Consider the following 15378-nt stretch of genomic DNA (forward strand, 5'->3'; position numbering starts at 1 on the left):
CAGAAGATCTCTGCTTTCGCCTGAATCTACACGGCAACGCGTCGGCTGATTTCGACGACGCGATCGCTGGGAAGGTGATAGTGGTTGATGACGTGCGTGCAGTTGCGCTTCATAAAAGCAAAGATGTGCCGCTGCCAGGCCGCCATGCCCGCCTCACCTTCACCTGCCACAATGGTTTCATGCCCGACATACCAGGTGGCGTCATCCGTGGCAAAAATGGCGTTGACCTCGCTGACGCCCTGCAGCAACCGCGGGATGTCCGGGTGTTCCATAAAGCCATACTGCGCCACGCCGTGCCAGTAGCCCGGCGCGCGCTGCACCACTCTTATACGCTGTTCTTCCCCCACGTAGGGCACGTTGAGAATATCAATGGTCAGCGACAACACGTCCTGCTGTAGCGCCCGGTTGCGCGCGACGTGCCAGCGCATGACCGGCGGGATATTGTTCTGGGTTCGGGTCAAAAAGATGGCGGAGCCCGCCACTCTGGGCACCGTCGTTTGCTGAAGCTGGGCAAAGAACGCGTCCACGCTGACGCCCATCTCGCCCACCGATGCCGATACCGCCTTAACGCCCCGGTGCCAGATCAGCATCACCGTACAAATAGCGGCGGCCATCAGCAGCGGAATATAGCCGCCTTCCAGCACCTTAATCAGATTGGCAAACAGGAAGGTGGCATCAATCACCAGGAAACAGAAGGCAATGACCGCGCTGCTGACCAGGCTCCAGCGCCACACTTCCCGCATAGCGACAAACAGCAGGCCCGTGGTCATCAGCATGGTTAATGACACGGCGATGCCGTACGCCGCGGCAAGCTTGTCAGAGGATTTAAAGAACACCACCAGCCCGATGGTCACCCCCATCAGCAGCCAGTTTATTATCCCGATGTAAATCTGGCCGTAGCTTTCTGCCGCCGTCTGTTTGATGCGTAACCGGGGCAACCAGCCAAGCTGAATGGCCTGGCGCGTCATCGAAAAAGCGCCGGTAATAATCGCCTGGCTGGCGATGATTGTCGCCAGCGCGGCAAGAATGATGAGCGGAACCTGCAGCGCAGGCGGACACAGTGTATAGAAAAGATTCTGTTTGCTGTCGGCACCCGCCAGAATCAGCGCTGACTGACCGGCGTAGTTGAGCAGCAGCGAAGGAAAGACGACGCCGTACCAGGCAAGCCAGATGGGCTTTTTACCAAAATGCCCCATGTCGGCATACAGGGCTTCGGCACCCGTCACGCAGAGAAACACGCCGCCCAGGACCAGGAAGCTGGTGTACCCGTTCGAAAACAGAAACGCGATGCCATACGCGGGATTGAGGGCCAAGAGTACCGAGGGGTGTTGCACGATCCCCCGCACGCCAAGAGCCGCAATCGCCAAAAACCACACCGCCATCACCGGGCCAAATATTTTCCCTATGCGGGCGGTACCAAAAGGCTGGATAAGAAACAGCGCCAGCAGAACCGCCACCGTGAGGGGTAGTATGTACGGCTGGGACGCCGGGAACACCATTTCCAGCCCTTCGAGGGCAGACAGGACGGAGATGGCCGGGGTTATTGCGCCGTCACCGTATATCAGCGCGGCGCCGATGAGGGCAGAAAAAATGACCCAGCGTCCGCCTTTGCCCTTTTCCACCAGAAGCGACATCAGGGCCATGATGCCCCCTTCGCCATGGTTATCAATTCGCATGGCAAAGGCGGCATATTTTATGGACGTCACCAGGATGAGTGTCCAGGTTATCAGGGAGAGCAGGCCGAGTATAACGCCGGGCGTCGGGTCATGCTCAGAGAGCGAAAGCACCGTCCGGAAGGTATAAAGCGGGCTGGTGCCAATATCACCAAAAACGACGCCCAGCGCCCCTCCTGCAAGCAGGGTTAACCGGGAGAGCGGTTGGGACGCTTCACTGCTGTGGCGAGGGCTCATATTTTCCAGCAAGAGTCAGATAATCCTATAAAAAACATAGCGCATCTGCCCCACCCGCGCCAACCGCGCGCCCTGTTTTACTGCGGATTGACCTTCGCCAGGCTGAACCAGATCCCCACCGCCAGCAACAGCAGCATTCCCCCCGCGCTGCCCAGCGCCACGCTGTGTGAGGTGATAAACGCGCTTTTCGCTGCCTCAATCACCGGTTCCGCCAGGCCCGGCGTCAGATCCTGTGCCACCTTCATCGCCTCACCGATGGATGACGAGGCTTTATCGACGAGTGAGGCATCCAGCCCCTGCGGCAGCTCAATCGACGCCGAGAAGCTGCGGGTCAACAGCAGGCCAAAGATGGCGATCCCCAGCCCGGCGCCCAGCTCATAGGACATGGTTTCAATTGCGCCTGCGGCGGCGGCTTTCTCTTTTGGCGCGGCGGCCATAATGGCCGAGGTCGAGGCCAGCAGCGCGCTGGCGGCGCTGAAGCCCAGCAGCACCATCAGCCCCCACGCCTGCCACTGCTGCGTGCTGAAGTCGAGCGTCGACAGCCCGATAAAGCTCACGGCGCTGAGCCCCATTCCACCCGCCGCGACGATGCGAAGCCCTAAACGCCCGACCAGCACGCCCGCGATTGGCCCACTGAACCCGCTGGCAACCATCACCGGCAGCATAAACATGCCCGCTTCAAACGGCGTAAAGCCATGAACAAACTGCAGCTCCTGGGCCATCAAAAGCTCAAACCCGACGAGGGCAATCATGGCGGTCATCGCCATGACCACGCCGCTCAGGATGATGCGATGGCAAAACAGGCGCATGTCGATCATCGGTACGCGAGCGCGGAGCTGAATACGCACGAAAATGAACAGCAGCACCGCACCGGTAACCAGCGCAGACGCGACGATCCACGGTGACAGGACGCCTTTCAGGGCGGTTTTGGCACTGTAGACCAGCAACAATATCGCCACAATCAGCATTACGGCATGGCTGATATTCAGCGGCTGCTCCGGACGCCCCTGCTGAGGCGGCACGAAGCGCGCGGCCAGCGACACCACCACCAGCACGATCGGCACGTTGATCAAAAACACCGAGCCCCAGTAAAAATGCTCGAGCAGCATACCGCCGATTAACGGGCCAAACGCCGCCCCGCCGGAGCCCACCGCAGCCCAAACGCCCAGAGCGATATTACGATCCCGCGCGTCGGTAAACAGCGTGCGGATCCCTGCAAGCGTCGCCGGAATAATCATCGCCGCACCAATTGCCAGCGAGGCGCGTGCCGCAATCAGCCACCCTGCTGACGGCGCAAACGCTGCCGACAGAGACGACAGGCCAAACAGCGTGCTGCCAATCATGAGCAATCGTTTAAAACCAATGCGGTCACCCAGCGCGCCCATCGGCAGCACCATTCCCGCCATCACCAGCGAGTAAATATCGATGATCCACAGCAATTCATTGCCGCTGGCGCCGAGCGTCATGCTCAATGTCGGCGCCGCCACGTGCAGCACCGTCGCGTCGATCGCCACCGGGATATACACCAGCACGATAATCACTAACGCTAACCACTGACGAAACATAAATTTCCTTTTTTTCTAAAACATGGACACATGTCCAGGATGCGATCCTACGTAAAGTTGAACACATGTCCAGCTTTTTGTTACACTCGTTTCAGTCCCATTGAGAGTGAGTAAACATGCGATATCTGAGCAAGGACGAACGGCGGGAAGCCATCTTACAGGCCGCTATGCGCGTGGCGCTGGCCGAGGGGCTGGGGGCCATGACGGTGCGGCGCGTTGCGGCGGAAGCGGGCGTGGCAACCGGACAGGTACACCATCACTTTGCCTCCGGCGGAGAGCTAAAATCGCTGGCCTTCGTGCGGTTAATCCGCGAACTGCTGGATGCTGACGTCGCCAGGGTACAGGCCGGATGGCGCGAACAGCTTCATGGCATGCTCGGCAGCGATGACGGCAGATTTGAGCCCTATATTCGTCTTTGGCGCGAAGCGCAGATCCTGGCCAGCCGCGATGATGACATAAAGGGTGCCTATGTCATGACGATGGAGATGTGGCACCAGGAAACCGTGGCGATTATTCGTGGCGGAGCTGAAGCCGGGACCTTTACGCTCACCGACCGGCCGGAAAATATTGCCTGGCGTTTGATAGGCCTGGTATGTGGCCTGGATGGGATTACGGTATTGAATATGCCAGAAATGGACGACGCGGCATTTAATAAGCATCTCGATAAGCTTATTTCGCTCGAGTTATTTTAACAGCGTGTACAATGAGTGCGGGCACGGCCTCAAGCCAGGCAGCGCCGCTGACTGTGTCGGGTGGCGGCTACGCCTTACCCGACCTACGTTTGAGCCGTTGTAGGCCCGGTAAGGCGTAGCCGCCACCGGGCTATTTTCCGGCCTGCGGATGCGTATCAAAGCCTGCCATCACCGCCGTCAATTCTGCCAGCGTAAAGCCGTGCTTCGGATCGTCAACCCCAAGGCCAAAACGTTCCTGCATGAGCTGATACAGAGCCTCCGCATCCGGCAAGTGGATCTGCTCCTCCACATGACCATTCTGCCAGTGGGTAAAGTTGAAGTTGGTCAGCGTCAGCTTGCCGCCGTCAGGCAGATGGCGGCACATCAGCAGATGGTGGCGAAAATGCGACTGCGGCCAGTGTGCGGACCAGAAATTCCCCATCACGTAATCACTGAAATACTGCGTCGTCAGGTCAAAATAGTACATCGACTGCCAGTGCTCGTGGTGACGGAACTGCAGCACCCAGTCGTTGCCCTCGCTCAGCAGACGATACAGCCCGTGCGGCGTCGCCTGTTCTTCGTTAGCCAGCAGGCGAATCGGCGCCGTCAGCGTCTGGCCGCCAAACCCCACGTCGGCAATCCAGCGTTCACCGTTAAGCTCCACCAGCAGCAGACGATGCGTACGCGGCGGCATCTGCGACGGATTCGCCAGAACCACTCGCCCGAGCACGCTGCGCACCGTAAACCCAATCTCACGCAAGACGCGCTCAAGCAGGCCGTTTTGCTCAAAGCAGTATCCCCCGCGGCGCGCCGTCACCAGTTTGTCCTCCAGGCATTGATCTTCAAGATGAATTTCTCGCGGCAGCACGACATCAATATTTTCGAAAGGGATCGCACAGTTGTGGTGTAAATGCAGCGCGCGAAGGGTATCAATATCCACCCGCGCCGGATGTGTCCAGGCGATACGAGCAAAATAGGCGGTCAGGAATGGGGACATGCATCATTTTCCTTTGATTGTGGTGTTCTGGTTATAAACTAATTTTACGCGCTCACTTTGATTTACGTGCTTTTTCGTCATACTCATCGGAGTAGATGAGGAGATCCTATGAGCCACTTTCGCCCTGTTGAATTACGTCATGCCAGCCGTCTTCTGAACCACGGCCCTACCGTGCTGATCACCAGCCACGATGAAAGCCAGGACAGACGCAACGTGATGGCCGCAGCATGGTCAATGCCCGTTGAGTTTGAACCGCCGCGCGTCGCAATCGTGGTGGACAAAAGTACCTGGTCGCGCGAGCTGATTGAACGCAGCGGGAAGTTTGGCATCGTCATCCCTGGCGTAGCGGCGGCCAGCTGGACTTACGCGGTCGGCAGCGTCAGCGGACGCGATGAGGACAAATTCAACTGCTACGGGATCCCGGTCGTCAACGGTCCTGAGCTTGGCCTGCCGGTGATTGAAGAAAAGTGTCTGGCGTGGATGGAGTGTCGGTTACTGCCCGTCACTCCTGCGGCAGAAAAATACGATACGCTGTTTGGTGAAGTGGTTTCAGCGGCGGCAGATGAACGCGCGTTTATCGCCGGACGCTGGCAGTTTGACGGGGATAAGCTGAATACGCTGCATCACCTGGGAGCCGGAACGTTTGTGGCGAGCGGGAAGATGGTGAAGGCACCGGATTGATTATCTAAATTATATCTTCCTGAATTATAGTAAATTTCTATGGCATTTTATGTTTAATATTGCGTTGTTAAACGGAGGATATTTCCGGAGTTGCTGTATTAGCAATCTCGCCTTAAGGAAATATCAATGACATGGAATAAAAATGGCGCAATCTCGTATGCCAAAACACATGCTCAACCGAAGAGTACGGGGTATTGTGCTCACTACGTCACCGAAGCGATCAGAACCGGTGGGAGATTAAAGATCCCTAATACTCGTCTGGCAAAAGATATGGGACGAACATTGGTTAACGCTGGTTTCCGCCTGGTATATGATCAACCCCATGCCGGTGACGTTGCCGTTATACAAAATATTGTGGGTCACGATAGCGGGCACGTTTGCATCTACGACGGTCAGCAATGGATCAGCGATTTTGTACAACGCACCCTGTATCCAGGGCAAGCCTACCGAAACATACATCCTCATTACGAACTGTTCAGGCATGACTAATGAAAATACTCTGCTTCGTTCTTTTCGCTCTGTTTCCTTACGCGGTCGCGCATAGCAGCTCTGCACCAGGCCAGGTGGCACTCAAATTTAATCAATGGTATATCGCACAGTTAAATCAGAATAAACCGCCAGTATTAAACCCCGACATCATGAAAGATTACGTTGCCTCGGGAACAATTGCTGCAATTAAGGAAATGTATTCTGGAGACAGTAACGAAAAAGATATGCCCGATGCGGATATGTTCATCAAATCTCAGGATTGGGACGAAGACTGGGCTCAGATCGCGGTCTTGAATTCTGACTTTGATGCGGTTTGCACAAATGTGTATATCGCGTTTGGCAAAAAACAAGATCACGTTGTGGCAGATTGCCTCATTCAGGAAAAAGGGAAATGGAAAATTCGATCCGCAACGCTAATTAAGTAAAAGGATGATATGCCAAAAAACACATGGTAGCCCAGAGGCTACCATGTGCACTTCATTAACTCTTCGCGCGCTTCGAAATAATCTCATCCGCAACATTTCGCGGGGCTTCCGCAAAATGGTGGAACTCCATCGTATACGTAGCGCGCCCCTGGGACATCGAGCGCAGCGTTGTGGCGTAGCCAAACATCTCGGCCAGCGGCACGTCAGCGCGGATAATCTGGCTGCCGTACTGCTCCTCCATTCCCTGCACCATGCCGCGACGAGAAGAGAGATCGCCCATGATGTTCCCGGCGTACTCTTCCGGCGTTTCCACCTCCACGTGCATGATCGGCTCAAGAATCACCGGATCTGCCCTGCGCGCGCCCTCTTTGAAGCCGAGGATTGCCGCCATGCGGAACGCCATCTCCGAGGAGTCGACGTCGTGGTACGAACCAAACGTCAGCGTTGCTTTAACGTCAACCACCGGATAGCCCGCCAGCACCCCGCTGTTCATCGCTTCCCGCAGCCCTTTCTCAACGGACGGAATATACTCGCGCGGCACCACGCCGCCCTTAGTGGCATCTTCAAATTTAAAACCACTTCCGGGCTCAAGCGGCTCCAGGCTCAGCACCACATGGCCGTACTGTCCTTTACCGCCGGACTGACGAACAAACTTGCCTTCGATATCCTTCACCGTTTTACGCAGGGTTTCTCGGTAGGTCACCTGCGGACGACCGATGTTCGCCTCCACGCCAAACTCACGCTTCATGCGGTCGACAATAATCTCCAGATGTAGCTCACCCATCCCGGAGATAATGGTCTGGCCGGACTCCTCGTCAGTGTGCAGGCGGAACGACGGGTCTTCCGCCGCCAGGCGCTGCAGCGCGATGCCCATTTTCTCCTGATCGCCTTTGGTTTTCGGCTCGATTGCCAGCGAGATCACCGGGTCCGGGAACTCCATCCGTTCAAGCGTGATCACCGCGTTCGGGTCGGTGAGCGTGTCACCGGTGGTCACGTCTTTCAGACCGACGCAGGCCGCGATATCCCCGGCGCGCAGTTCATCCACCTCGTGACGATCGTTGGCATGCATCAGCACGATACGCCCGATACGCTCTTTCTTCCCTTTTACCGGGTTATACACCGCGTCGCCTTTGCGCAGCACGCCGGAGTAGACGCGGATAAAGGTTAGCTGCCCGACGTACGGGTCGCTCATCAGCTTGAACGCCAGGGCGGAGAACGGCTCATCATCGCTTGGGTGACGCTCCGCGTGCTGCCCTTTTTCATCCACACCGTCAATGGCCGGCACGTCCAGCGGCGACGGCATGAGCTCAATCACCGCATCCAGCATGCGCTGCACGCCCTTGTTTTTGAACGCGCTGCCGCACAGCATCGGCTGGATTTCGCCAGAAATGGTGCGAATACGCAGCCCTTTGATAATTTCCGCTTCCGTCAGGTCGCCGGTTTCCAGGTACTTATCCATCAGATCGTCGCTGGCTTCCGCCGCCGCAGAGACCATTTTTTCCCGCCATTCCCGGGCGGTGCTCACTAAATCATCCGGCACGGGCGCATAGGTAAACACCATGCCCTGAGTCGCGTCGTCCCACAAAATGGTGCGCATCTTGATCAGATCCACCACGCCGGTGAAGTGTTCTTCCGCGCCAACCGGGATGACAATCGGCACCGGGTTGGCCTTCAGGCGCTCCTGCATCATCCGCACCACGCGGAAGAAATCGGCACCCGGACGGTCCATTTTGTTGACGAAGGCCAGCCGCGGAACGTGGTATTTATTGGCCTGACGCCAGACGGTCTCCGACTGCGGCTGCACGCCGCCCACGGAGTCATATACCATTACGGCACCGTCGAGAACGCGCATGGAACGTTCAACCTCAATGGTGAAGTCCACGTGCCCCGGGGTGTCGATGATGTTGATCCGGTGAGGTTCAAACCCTCTGTCCATACCTGGCCAGAAGCAGCTCACCGCCGCGGAGGTAATCGTGATCCCGCGCTCTTGCTCCTGCGCCATCCAGTCAGTGGTTGCCGCGCCATCGTGTACTTCACCCAGCTTGTGGCTCATCCCGGTATAAAAAAGGATGCGCTCAGTGGTGGTGGTTTTACCGGCATCGATATGCGCGGAGATACCGATGTTGCGATAACGTTCGAGAGGGATGGGTCGGGGCATGATATTTCCTTAAGTCTTATGACTTGTCTGTGACGACCAGGATGGTCGTGCATTCGTTCGTTTGCTATAATAGTCCTATTGTACGAGTATTATCGAACTATTTTTTGAGTATTGACCTATTGTTGATATAGCTCAATCCGACGACATACGCAGGAAAACGATGATCCCAAACCACCCTGAAACTGAACAAATACTGCTGGAAAATGTGCTGTTTGCACTCGGCAACCCGCTGCGGCTGTCGATCGTTCGCCGGCTCGCCGATGGCGAGGAACTGAGCTGCAACGCGCTGCGTCCGGAAGATGTGGTGAAGTCCACCATGACCCATCACTGGCGCGTACTGCGCGACAGCGGGGTCATCTGGCAGCGCCCGCAGGGACGCGAAAACATGATTTCATTGCGAAGAGACGATCTGGATGCCCGTTTTCCAGGGCTGATGGCGATCCTGCTGCAGGTTAAGTAATGTCCATTCCTTCCAGGCGATAGACAGGGATTTGCCGGGTTGTTTTGGTCAGCGTATCGAACACCTCGGCGTTGGAGGTCACAATCCGCATCCCTGTTTTACGTAACCTTTGCACATCCGCCGCGATGCGCTGAATGCCAAACCAGAAAAGCCCGTCGAGTGCCGTCACGGACAGCCCGCTTTCCAGAGCCAGCCTGAGGCGTTCCTTTGGCGCTTTTACCTGCTGGGCAATTTGCCTGTAAGGGACTTCATTACATCCCGTTGCGTCACTGCGCTGGATACGCGTTTTCAGCTGGTAGGTAAACTCGTCAGGTATTCCGGCCAGATCCTGTTTAAGGCTATAAACGCAGCCAAAGCGCTTGCCGTTAAACAGAACGTTTTTCTGGCTGAGCGGCAGCTCTTTTCTGACAACGTCAATCAGCTGCGGCGCACGGGTGAGGAGCAGCCTGAAGGGCAGCTCGAAGCTGGTGACATAATCCACATTAAGCAACGCGAGACGCAGCCGCTCCTCTGCGCCGGATTGTTGCTCACGACACTCCTCCATGACCTCTGCCCACTGGCGCGTCAGGCGCGCCGGTTCGGCGGCTTCGGTAAGGAGGTATTTTTCAATCTGATAATCAACTCTCGCGGTCATCGTGTGGTATCCCGTCGCTGTGGATGCGGCAATTCTATACAGCGCGGTGAGTTTTATAAAGCACTGAACCGCAGCGACATCCTGAAAATGTCGTTGCGATTCAGTATCCTTACGTTTCCGATCGGTGCGCCATCAGCCAGCCCATCAGCGGCGCGGCGAAACTAAGGTTTAGTGCTGTATGCCTGAGCGGTCAGATAAATCGCCGGCGGAGAGAATGTCATCCCGTGTTGCCGCCTGTTTCGGACGGGCATATCGGTCAGGTACGCCTTCAGGACGCGTTTTGAAGCGCCGGTGCAGCCACATATACTGTTCTGGCGCCATCCGTACCGCTTGCTCAATCGCCCTGTTCATCTGCGTCGCAACGGTTTCTTTATCTCCTCCCTGCAGCGCCTCGCTAATATCCTCCAGAATAATCAGCTCGTAGCCGGTGCCATCCGCCCTGCGGCGCGGCACAAAGGGGATCACGGCAGGCTTAGCGCTTTTGACCAGCATATAGCTTCCCGCGGTCGTGGCCGCATTCGGCACCGCAAAAAACGGCACAAAGACGCTATTGGTTTTGCCATAGTCATGGTCCGGGGCGTACCACAAAATCTCATTCTGCTTCAGCGAGCGGATCATGCCCTTTAAATCATGACGATCGAGCATGGTTTTATTGGAGCGCAGGCGCCCGCGCGTCTGCAGCCAGTCCAACAGCGCGTTATTGTTAGGACGATACACCCCAATGCCGGGGTTCAGCATGCCAAAGATCCGTGCGCCCAGCTCAAGGGTGAGAAAGTGCATACCAACGAGCACCACGCCATTGCCTTTCGCCCGCGCCTTTTCCATGTGCTCATAACCCGTCACGGTAAAGCATTTCCGCACCCGCCATGCAGGCCAGAACCATGCCATTCCGGTTTCGATCACCCCCATTCCTACCGATTCAAAATTACGCTGCAGCAACGCCTCACGCTCGTTGGCATCCATCTCGGGAAAGCATAGCTCGAGGTTGCGGCGGGCAATCGCGACGCGGCGGGGAAGCAGGCGCATCGCCAGCCGTCCAAGCCCGTGGCCGATACGGAACAGCAGCGGATAAGGCAGGAGCATAATCAGCCACAGCGTGGCAATGCCGACCCAGCTGAGCCAGTAACGCGGGTGAAGAAAGGCGGGTGAAAAACGGGGTAATTTTGTCATCAGAAAATTATCCTTTAACGTATCTGTCCTTAACTGATTCTGTTGAACATCTTTCCTAAAGAGGTATGAAATATAGCCATAAACGTAAAGTGTAGCGGATAAAATAAAATATTTTTTTATCGATTTTTGCGAAAAGCGGGAAAACAAGAAGGGAAAAACCGGGGAGAGGCGATCGCCCCGGCATACGCGCTTACATTGAATAGCCTGGTTTTTTAATTAACTCGTCCAGCTTCGGTCCTATTTCGGTGTCCCAGACCTGCGCCTTCCACTCCTCAGGATCCACCTGATTCAGCGCAACGGATATTGAGCTGTCTTTACTGTTGAGATGACGAATAATGACCCCGGCAATATCCGCCGCCAGGGCCGTTTTTTGTTCATCGTTCAAATCACGGGGAAAACATTTAATATCGACGTGTGGCATGTGCAGGCTTCCGTTTGTGAATAAGAGTTCCACGTTATCAGATAATACCGTTGGCCTTTAACACCTTGTGCAGTTCCGGCAGCTGGCAGACGGTGTCCGCAATAGCCGTAAACCTCGGCGTATTTGTCGCAAACCAGTCATGGCGCGGCCCCCAGGTGCGCGCTACCGCAATATATACATCCAGCAGCGTCAGCCTATCCCCCAGCGCAAACGGGGCCGCCCTGAGCTGGCTTTCGAACCATAGATAGAGCGATTTCCGGTATTCGATGCAGTTTTTCTGCAGCTGTTCCGGCGCATCCGGCACCCAGCGTTCGGGATAGTCCGCATAGGTAAACGTGGGATAGACGTTGGCTACAAACCAGATCAGCAAACGCTGAAACTGCTGGCGTTCACCCTGCCCCACGGGCGGGGCGAGATCGGGACATCTGTCGAGCACCATCAGGGCGATTGCCGCCGTTTCGGTCATGATGGCACCATTTTCCAGCTCCAGCGTGGGGACCTGACACAGTGGGTTAAGCTTTTGCAGCAGCTCACGCTGTGGACCGGGCTGGTCAAACCCGTCCACATTGATGAATTGATAAGGGATATCGGCCAGGGTCAGCATCACTTCACCGATCGCCGAGCCCCAGCCGGGTACGCCATAGAGTTTAATCATGTTGCCCCCTGCGGGATGAAAACCCTAAGTGTAGAGCACCATTAGTAGGTTATCCCAGGCGGGTTGACCTCCGACTGTTCCACCCCTTCCCCCTGTTCACCCCAGCGCGCCAGCACCTTCTGGTACTCTCCGCGCTTAATCGCACCGTTAAGCGCGGCCTGCAGGGCGTAGACCAGCTCGTTGCCTTTTTTTGTGGTGGTCGCGACAAAGGCTTTTTTCGGCCCTAAGCCAACCACGCGGGTCGTGCCGGTGAGCGCCGCCTTGTAGGCTGAAACCGACTGAGGACCAAAGAACACGTCTGCCCTGCCGGACTGGATATAGAGATTGCCCGAAGCATCATCGTGAAGATATACAGGCAGCGCAGGTGCCCGCCCCGCCTTTTTGTTCTCTTCGTTCCAGCCCAGCAGGATGCGCTCCTGATTGGTCCCCGAGCCGACGATCACCTTTTTCCCGGCCAGATCTTCCGCGCTCGTGATTGACTGGATCTCGCTGGAGGATTTCACCGAAAACGCCAGCGAATCGACGCGGTAGGTCGCAAAATCAAACTTCTCTTTTCGCTGTTCGGTCACCGCAATGTTCACCAGCGCCACGTCGTAGCGCCCGGAGGCGATCCCCAGCGGCCAGTCTTCCCACGCCGTCGGCACCAGCTTTAGCTTCAGCCCCAGACTGCCCGCCAGCAGGCGGGCGATATCCGGGTCGCTGCCAATCCGCGTGCGGTTATCGCTGGCCAGCAGCGCCAGCGGCGGGGAGTTAAGCATCGAGATGGCGACCGTCAGCGTTCCCGGCTCAACAAATTTGTAACTGGCGGGGATCTTCGCCACGGCCTGGCGATCCACCGTCACCGGCAGCGGCTGCTCGTTGGCGTTGAGATCGATGCTGGCATGGCTCGCGGTGGTAAAAAGCAGCCCTGCCAGAAGTCCATATTTCATCTGCGCTCCTTACAGCACTTTTGACAGGAACTGGCGCGTTCGCGCGTGCGACGGACGGTTTAACACCGCGTCGCTGCTGCCCTGCTCCACAATTTTCCCGTCGACCATAAATACCACCTGATCCGCTACCTCCCGGGCAAAGCCGATCTCGTGAGTGACCACCACCAGCGTGGTGCCGGACCTGGCCAGTTTTTTAATGACGTCCAGCACTTCCCCCACCAGCTCCGGATCCAGCGCCGAGGTGGGTTCATCAAACAGCATCACGCGAGGACGCAGCGCCAGCGCGCGGGCAATGGCAATGCGCTGCTGCTGCCCACCGGAGAGATGGCGAGACCAGGCATCGGCTTTATCCCGCAGCCCGACCACATCCAGCAGGCTGTACGCCCTTCCGACCGCCTCTTTTTTGCTGAGCTTTTTATGCGCGATGGGCGCCTCAATCAGGTTTTCCAGCACCGTGAGGTGCGGAAAGAGATTGAAGTTCTGAAACACATAGCCCACGTTAACGCGCTGCTTGAGGATCTCTTTCTCCTTCAGCTCGTAGAGCCTGTCTCCCTGACGACGGTAGCCAATGTAATCCCCGTCGATCTGAATGAAGCCTTCGTCCACGCGCTCCAGATGGTTGATGGTGCGCAGCAGCGTCGATTTGCCCGACCCGGACGGGCCGAGGATCACCGTCACGGATCCCGGCGGGATCTCAAGCGAAACGTTGTCGAGCGCCTTGTGTCGGCCAAAATACTTGCTGACGCCGGTTATTGAGATATGTCCTTCAGGAGAGGCTTGCATGGATAGGCTCCTGTGCTGGCGTGGTCGCGACAGAACGGGTGCGACGGGTGGCCCGGTTCTGATTAACGGCAGATCGGCGTTCGCTGCGGGCAAGCGCGCGTTCAACGCCATATTGAATAGCGGATAAGACGGTGGTGATGACCAGATACCAGGCCGCGCCCACCATCAGCAGCGGGATCACCTCCTGCGTGCGGTTGTAAATCATCTGGATGGTATAGAACAGCTCCGGCATCGCCAGGACGTACACCATCGCCGTGCCCTTGGCGAGGCTGATGATTTCATTGAAACCGGAAGGCAGAATGGTACGTAGCGCCTGCGGTAAAATGATGCGCACCGTGCGGCGCCAGGCCGGCAGGCCGAGCGCGGCGGCGGCCTCATACTGTCCGTGATCGACCCCGAGGAATCCGCCGCGAATGATTTCGGCGGTATAGGCGCTCTGCACCAGGGTGAGCCCCACCACGGCGGTAGAAAACTGCCCGAACACGTTGATGGTTTCGAAGCGGCCCCAGGTGATGCCGGTGAACGGCACCCCGAGCGAGAGGGTGTCGTAGAGATAGGAGAAGTTGTAGAGGATTATCAGCACCACGATCAGCGGCAGCGACCGAAACAGCCAGATGTACGCCCACGCCAGGCTGCTCAGCAGCCAGGATGATGAGAGCCTCGCCAGGGCCAGCATGCCGCCAATCACCACGCTGAGCGCAGTACCGATCAGCGTCAGCAGCAGGGTCTGCCCAACACCTTCGAGAATCACCGGGTCAAAGAACCAGCGGGCAAACACCGCCCACTCCCAGCGCGGATTAAAGGCCACGGACTGAATCACGACAGCCAGGACAAACAGCGCCACCGCGGCGCCGACGGCCCGCAGCGGATAACGCGCCGGGACCACCTTAATGGTTTCAACGTTGCTCATCGTCGTTCCTCATGCGGTTTTACTGAACGCTTCGCGTACCAGCGTTTTAGTGAAGCGCAGCCGACCGTCAAACGGTGGCTGGCTGTACTCTTCCGGATCCCGATTGAGATCGAACTGCGGCTGATAGCCCTGGCTGAGATAGAGCCTGACCGCTTCCGGCTGGCGAAAACCGGTTGTCAGGTAGATGTGGCTATACCCTGCCAGCACCGCCCTGCGCTCCAGCTCCTGCACCACGCGTCCGGCAAGCCCCTGCTGACGCAGGGTTTTGTCCGTCCAGATACGTTTGATTTCCGCGGTGCGTTCGTCGAAAGGCTTGTACGCGCCGGTGGCGATAATTTTTCCGTCCCGCTCCAGGACGATAAACAGCCCCTGCGGCGCTAAATACCACTCGGTGAGTTCTACCTCAGCATCTTTGGAGAAGTAGTCCCCGTAACGGGCGGCATATTCTCCGAACAGCCCCTCGATAATGGGCTGAAGTTCGGCATCTTCCGGTGAAACATCACGAAATCGTTCGCTCATC

Annotated in this window: 17 protein-coding genes; 5 read left to right on the plus strand and 12 right to left on the minus strand. The window is 57.0% G+C overall.

Going from position 1 to position 15378, the window contains the following annotated elements:
• Positions 1-26: 26 nt before the first annotated feature.
• Both ACMWKK_RS04040 and ACMWKK_RS04045 read right to left on the minus strand, forming a co-directional pair.
• Positions 27-1910, minus strand: coding sequence for a potassium transporter Kup (locus ACMWKK_RS04040; RefSeq protein WP_112780179.1), 1884 nt, complete (start codon positions 1908-1910; stop codon positions 27-29).
• A gap of 77 nt (positions 1911-1987) precedes the next feature.
• Positions 1988-3475 carry an MFS transporter gene (locus tag ACMWKK_RS04045; RefSeq protein WP_406542749.1) on the minus strand — a complete coding sequence of 496 codons (1488 nt, stop codon included), beginning with the start codon at positions 3473-3475 and terminating at the stop codon, positions 1988-1990.
• A gap of 116 nt (positions 3476-3591) precedes the next feature.
• Here ACMWKK_RS04045 and ACMWKK_RS04050 point away from each other — a divergent pair, with 116 nt between their 5' ends.
• Positions 3592-4167 (plus strand): TetR family transcriptional regulator, encoded by a 576-nt coding sequence (locus ACMWKK_RS04050; RefSeq protein ID WP_045326500.1) that lies wholly within the window; start codon positions 3592-3594, stop codon positions 4165-4167.
• Between the two features lie 130 nt (positions 4168-4297).
• On the opposite strand, the gene nhoA is transcribed toward ACMWKK_RS04050, so the two are convergent.
• Complete coding sequence (gene nhoA / locus ACMWKK_RS04055) at positions 4298-5143, minus strand: N-hydroxyarylamine O-acetyltransferase (RefSeq protein WP_112780178.1); 846 nt, start codon at positions 5141-5143, stop codon at positions 4298-4300.
• 108 nt (positions 5144-5251) lie between these two features.
• Here nhoA and ACMWKK_RS04060 point away from each other — a divergent pair, with 108 nt between their 5' ends.
• The 3 genes from ACMWKK_RS04060 (at position 5252) to ACMWKK_RS04070 (ending at position 6738) form a co-directional block, all read left to right on the plus strand.
• The gene (locus ACMWKK_RS04060; protein ID WP_112780177.1) at positions 5252-5824 is read left to right on the plus strand and encodes a flavin reductase family protein; all 573 of its coding nucleotides are present in this window, start codon (positions 5252-5254) and stop codon (positions 5822-5824) included.
• 126 nt (positions 5825-5950) lie between these two features.
• Positions 5951-6313 (plus strand): hypothetical protein, encoded by a 363-nt coding sequence (locus tag ACMWKK_RS04065; protein WP_045326505.1) that lies wholly within the window; start codon positions 5951-5953, stop codon positions 6311-6313.
• Positions 6313-6738, plus strand: a complete 426-nt coding sequence (locus tag ACMWKK_RS04070; protein ID WP_112780176.1) for a DUF3828 domain-containing protein — start codon at positions 6313-6315, stop codon at positions 6736-6738. Before ACMWKK_RS04065 ends, ACMWKK_RS04070 begins: the two co-directional genes overlap by 1 nt.
• Before the next feature lie 55 nt (positions 6739-6793).
• Here ACMWKK_RS04070 and fusA read toward each other — a convergent pair whose 3' ends face one another.
• Positions 6794-8896 carry an elongation factor G gene (gene fusA / locus ACMWKK_RS04075; protein ID WP_045326508.1) on the minus strand — a complete coding sequence of 701 codons (2103 nt, stop codon included), beginning with the start codon at positions 8894-8896 and terminating at the stop codon, positions 6794-6796.
• 160 nt (positions 8897-9056) lie between these two features.
• On the opposite strand from fusA, the gene ACMWKK_RS04080 reads away from it, so the two are divergent.
• Positions 9057-9356 carry an ArsR/SmtB family transcription factor gene (locus tag ACMWKK_RS04080; protein WP_045326510.1) on the plus strand — a complete coding sequence of 100 codons (300 nt, stop codon included), beginning with the start codon at positions 9057-9059 and terminating at the stop codon, positions 9354-9356.
• On the opposite strand, the gene ACMWKK_RS04085 is transcribed toward ACMWKK_RS04080, so the two are convergent.
• The 8 genes from ACMWKK_RS04085 to ACMWKK_RS04120 all read right to left on the minus strand — a co-directional run bounded on the left by ACMWKK_RS04085 (position 9349) and on the right by ACMWKK_RS04120 (position 15377).
• Positions 9349-9990, minus strand: a complete 642-nt coding sequence (locus ACMWKK_RS04085; protein ID WP_112780175.1) for a helix-turn-helix domain-containing protein — start codon at positions 9988-9990, stop codon at positions 9349-9351. The two genes, ACMWKK_RS04080 and ACMWKK_RS04085, sit on opposite strands and share 8 nt — an antisense overlap.
• Before the next feature lie 168 nt (positions 9991-10158).
• Entirely contained in the window at positions 10159-11160 is a 1002-nt protein-coding gene (locus tag ACMWKK_RS04090; RefSeq protein ID WP_112780174.1) for a Kdo(2)-lipid IV(A) acyltransferase, read from the minus strand.
• A 190-nt stretch (positions 11161-11350) separates the two neighbouring features.
• On the minus strand, positions 11351-11581 hold the full coding sequence (gene pptA / locus ACMWKK_RS04095; protein ID WP_112780173.1) for a tautomerase PptA: 231 nt from the start codon (positions 11579-11581) through the stop codon (positions 11351-11353).
• Positions 11582-11618: 37 nt separating this feature from the next.
• A complete protein-coding gene (locus ACMWKK_RS04100; protein ID WP_112780172.1) occupies positions 11619-12236 on the minus strand; it encodes a glutathione S-transferase family protein in 618 nt (205 codons plus the stop codon).
• 41 nt (positions 12237-12277) lie between these two features.
• Positions 12278-13165, minus strand: a complete 888-nt coding sequence (locus tag ACMWKK_RS04105; protein ID WP_045326519.1) for an ABC transporter substrate-binding protein — start codon at positions 13163-13165, stop codon at positions 12278-12280.
• Positions 13166-13174: 9 nt separating this feature from the next.
• Entirely contained in the window at positions 13175-13948 is a 774-nt protein-coding gene (locus ACMWKK_RS04110; RefSeq protein WP_112780171.1) for an amino acid ABC transporter ATP-binding protein, read from the minus strand.
• Positions 13932-14858 carry an amino acid ABC transporter permease gene (locus ACMWKK_RS04115; RefSeq protein ID WP_112780170.1) on the minus strand — a complete coding sequence of 309 codons (927 nt, stop codon included), beginning with the start codon at positions 14856-14858 and terminating at the stop codon, positions 13932-13934. Before ACMWKK_RS04115 ends, ACMWKK_RS04110 begins: the two co-directional genes overlap by 17 nt.
• Positions 14859-14867: 9 nt before the next feature.
• Positions 14868-15377, minus strand: a complete 510-nt coding sequence (locus ACMWKK_RS04120) for a GNAT family N-acetyltransferase (RefSeq protein ID WP_045326525.1) — start codon at positions 15375-15377, stop codon at positions 14868-14870.
• Between the last annotated feature and the right edge of the window lies 1 nt (position 15378).

Source organism: Enterobacter sp. 01-M-03-SI-ECC (assembly GCF_047530215.1).
GTDB classification, from domain to species: Bacteria; Pseudomonadota; Gammaproteobacteria; order Enterobacterales; family Enterobacteriaceae; genus Enterobacter; species Enterobacter chengduensis.

Bases quoted from the DNA above. Each gene is read 5' to 3' on its own strand.
- ACMWKK_RS04040 (WP_112780179.1), bottom strand. From the start codon at position 1,910: ATGAGCCCTCGCCACAGCAGTGAAGCGTCCCAACCGCTCTCCCGGTTA.
- ACMWKK_RS04045 (WP_406542749.1), bottom strand. From the start codon at position 3,475: ATGTTTCGTCAGTGGTTAGCGTTAGTGATTATCGTGCTGGTGTATATC.
- ACMWKK_RS04050 (WP_045326500.1), top strand. From the start codon at position 3,592: ATGCGATATCTGAGCAAGGACGAACGGCGGGAAGCCATCTTACAGGCC.
- nhoA (WP_112780178.1), bottom strand. From the start codon at position 5,143: ATGTCCCCATTCCTGACCGCCTATTTTGCTCGTATCGCCTGGACACAT.
- ACMWKK_RS04060 (WP_112780177.1), top strand. From the start codon at position 5,252: ATGAGCCACTTTCGCCCTGTTGAATTACGTCATGCCAGCCGTCTTCTG.
- ACMWKK_RS04065 (WP_045326505.1), top strand. From the start codon at position 5,951: ATGACATGGAATAAAAATGGCGCAATCTCGTATGCCAAAACACATGCT.
- ACMWKK_RS04070 (WP_112780176.1), top strand. From the start codon at position 6,313: ATGAAAATACTCTGCTTCGTTCTTTTCGCTCTGTTTCCTTACGCGGTC.
- fusA (WP_045326508.1), bottom strand. From the start codon at position 8,896: ATGCCCCGACCCATCCCTCTCGAACGTTATCGCAACATCGGTATCTCC.
- ACMWKK_RS04080 (WP_045326510.1), top strand. From the start codon at position 9,057: ATGATCCCAAACCACCCTGAAACTGAACAAATACTGCTGGAAAATGTG.
- ACMWKK_RS04085 (WP_112780175.1), bottom strand. From the start codon at position 9,990: ATGACCGCGAGAGTTGATTATCAGATTGAAAAATACCTCCTTACCGAA.
- ACMWKK_RS04090 (WP_112780174.1), bottom strand. From the start codon at position 11,160: ATGACAAAATTACCCCGTTTTTCACCCGCCTTTCTTCACCCGCGTTAC.
- pptA (WP_112780173.1), bottom strand. From the start codon at position 11,581: ATGCCACACGTCGATATTAAATGTTTTCCCCGTGATTTGAACGATGAA.
- ACMWKK_RS04100 (WP_112780172.1), bottom strand. From the start codon at position 12,236: ATGATTAAACTCTATGGCGTACCCGGCTGGGGCTCGGCGATCGGTGAA.
- ACMWKK_RS04105 (WP_045326519.1), bottom strand. From the start codon at position 13,165: ATGAAATATGGACTTCTGGCAGGGCTGCTTTTTACCACCGCGAGCCAT.
- ACMWKK_RS04110 (WP_112780171.1), bottom strand. From the start codon at position 13,948: ATGCAAGCCTCTCCTGAAGGACATATCTCAATAACCGGCGTCAGCAAG.
- ACMWKK_RS04115 (WP_112780170.1), bottom strand. From the start codon at position 14,858: ATGAGCAACGTTGAAACCATTAAGGTGGTCCCGGCGCGTTATCCGCTG.
- ACMWKK_RS04120 (WP_045326525.1), bottom strand. From the start codon at position 15,377: ATGAGCGAACGATTTCGTGATGTTTCACCGGAAGATGCCGAACTTCAG.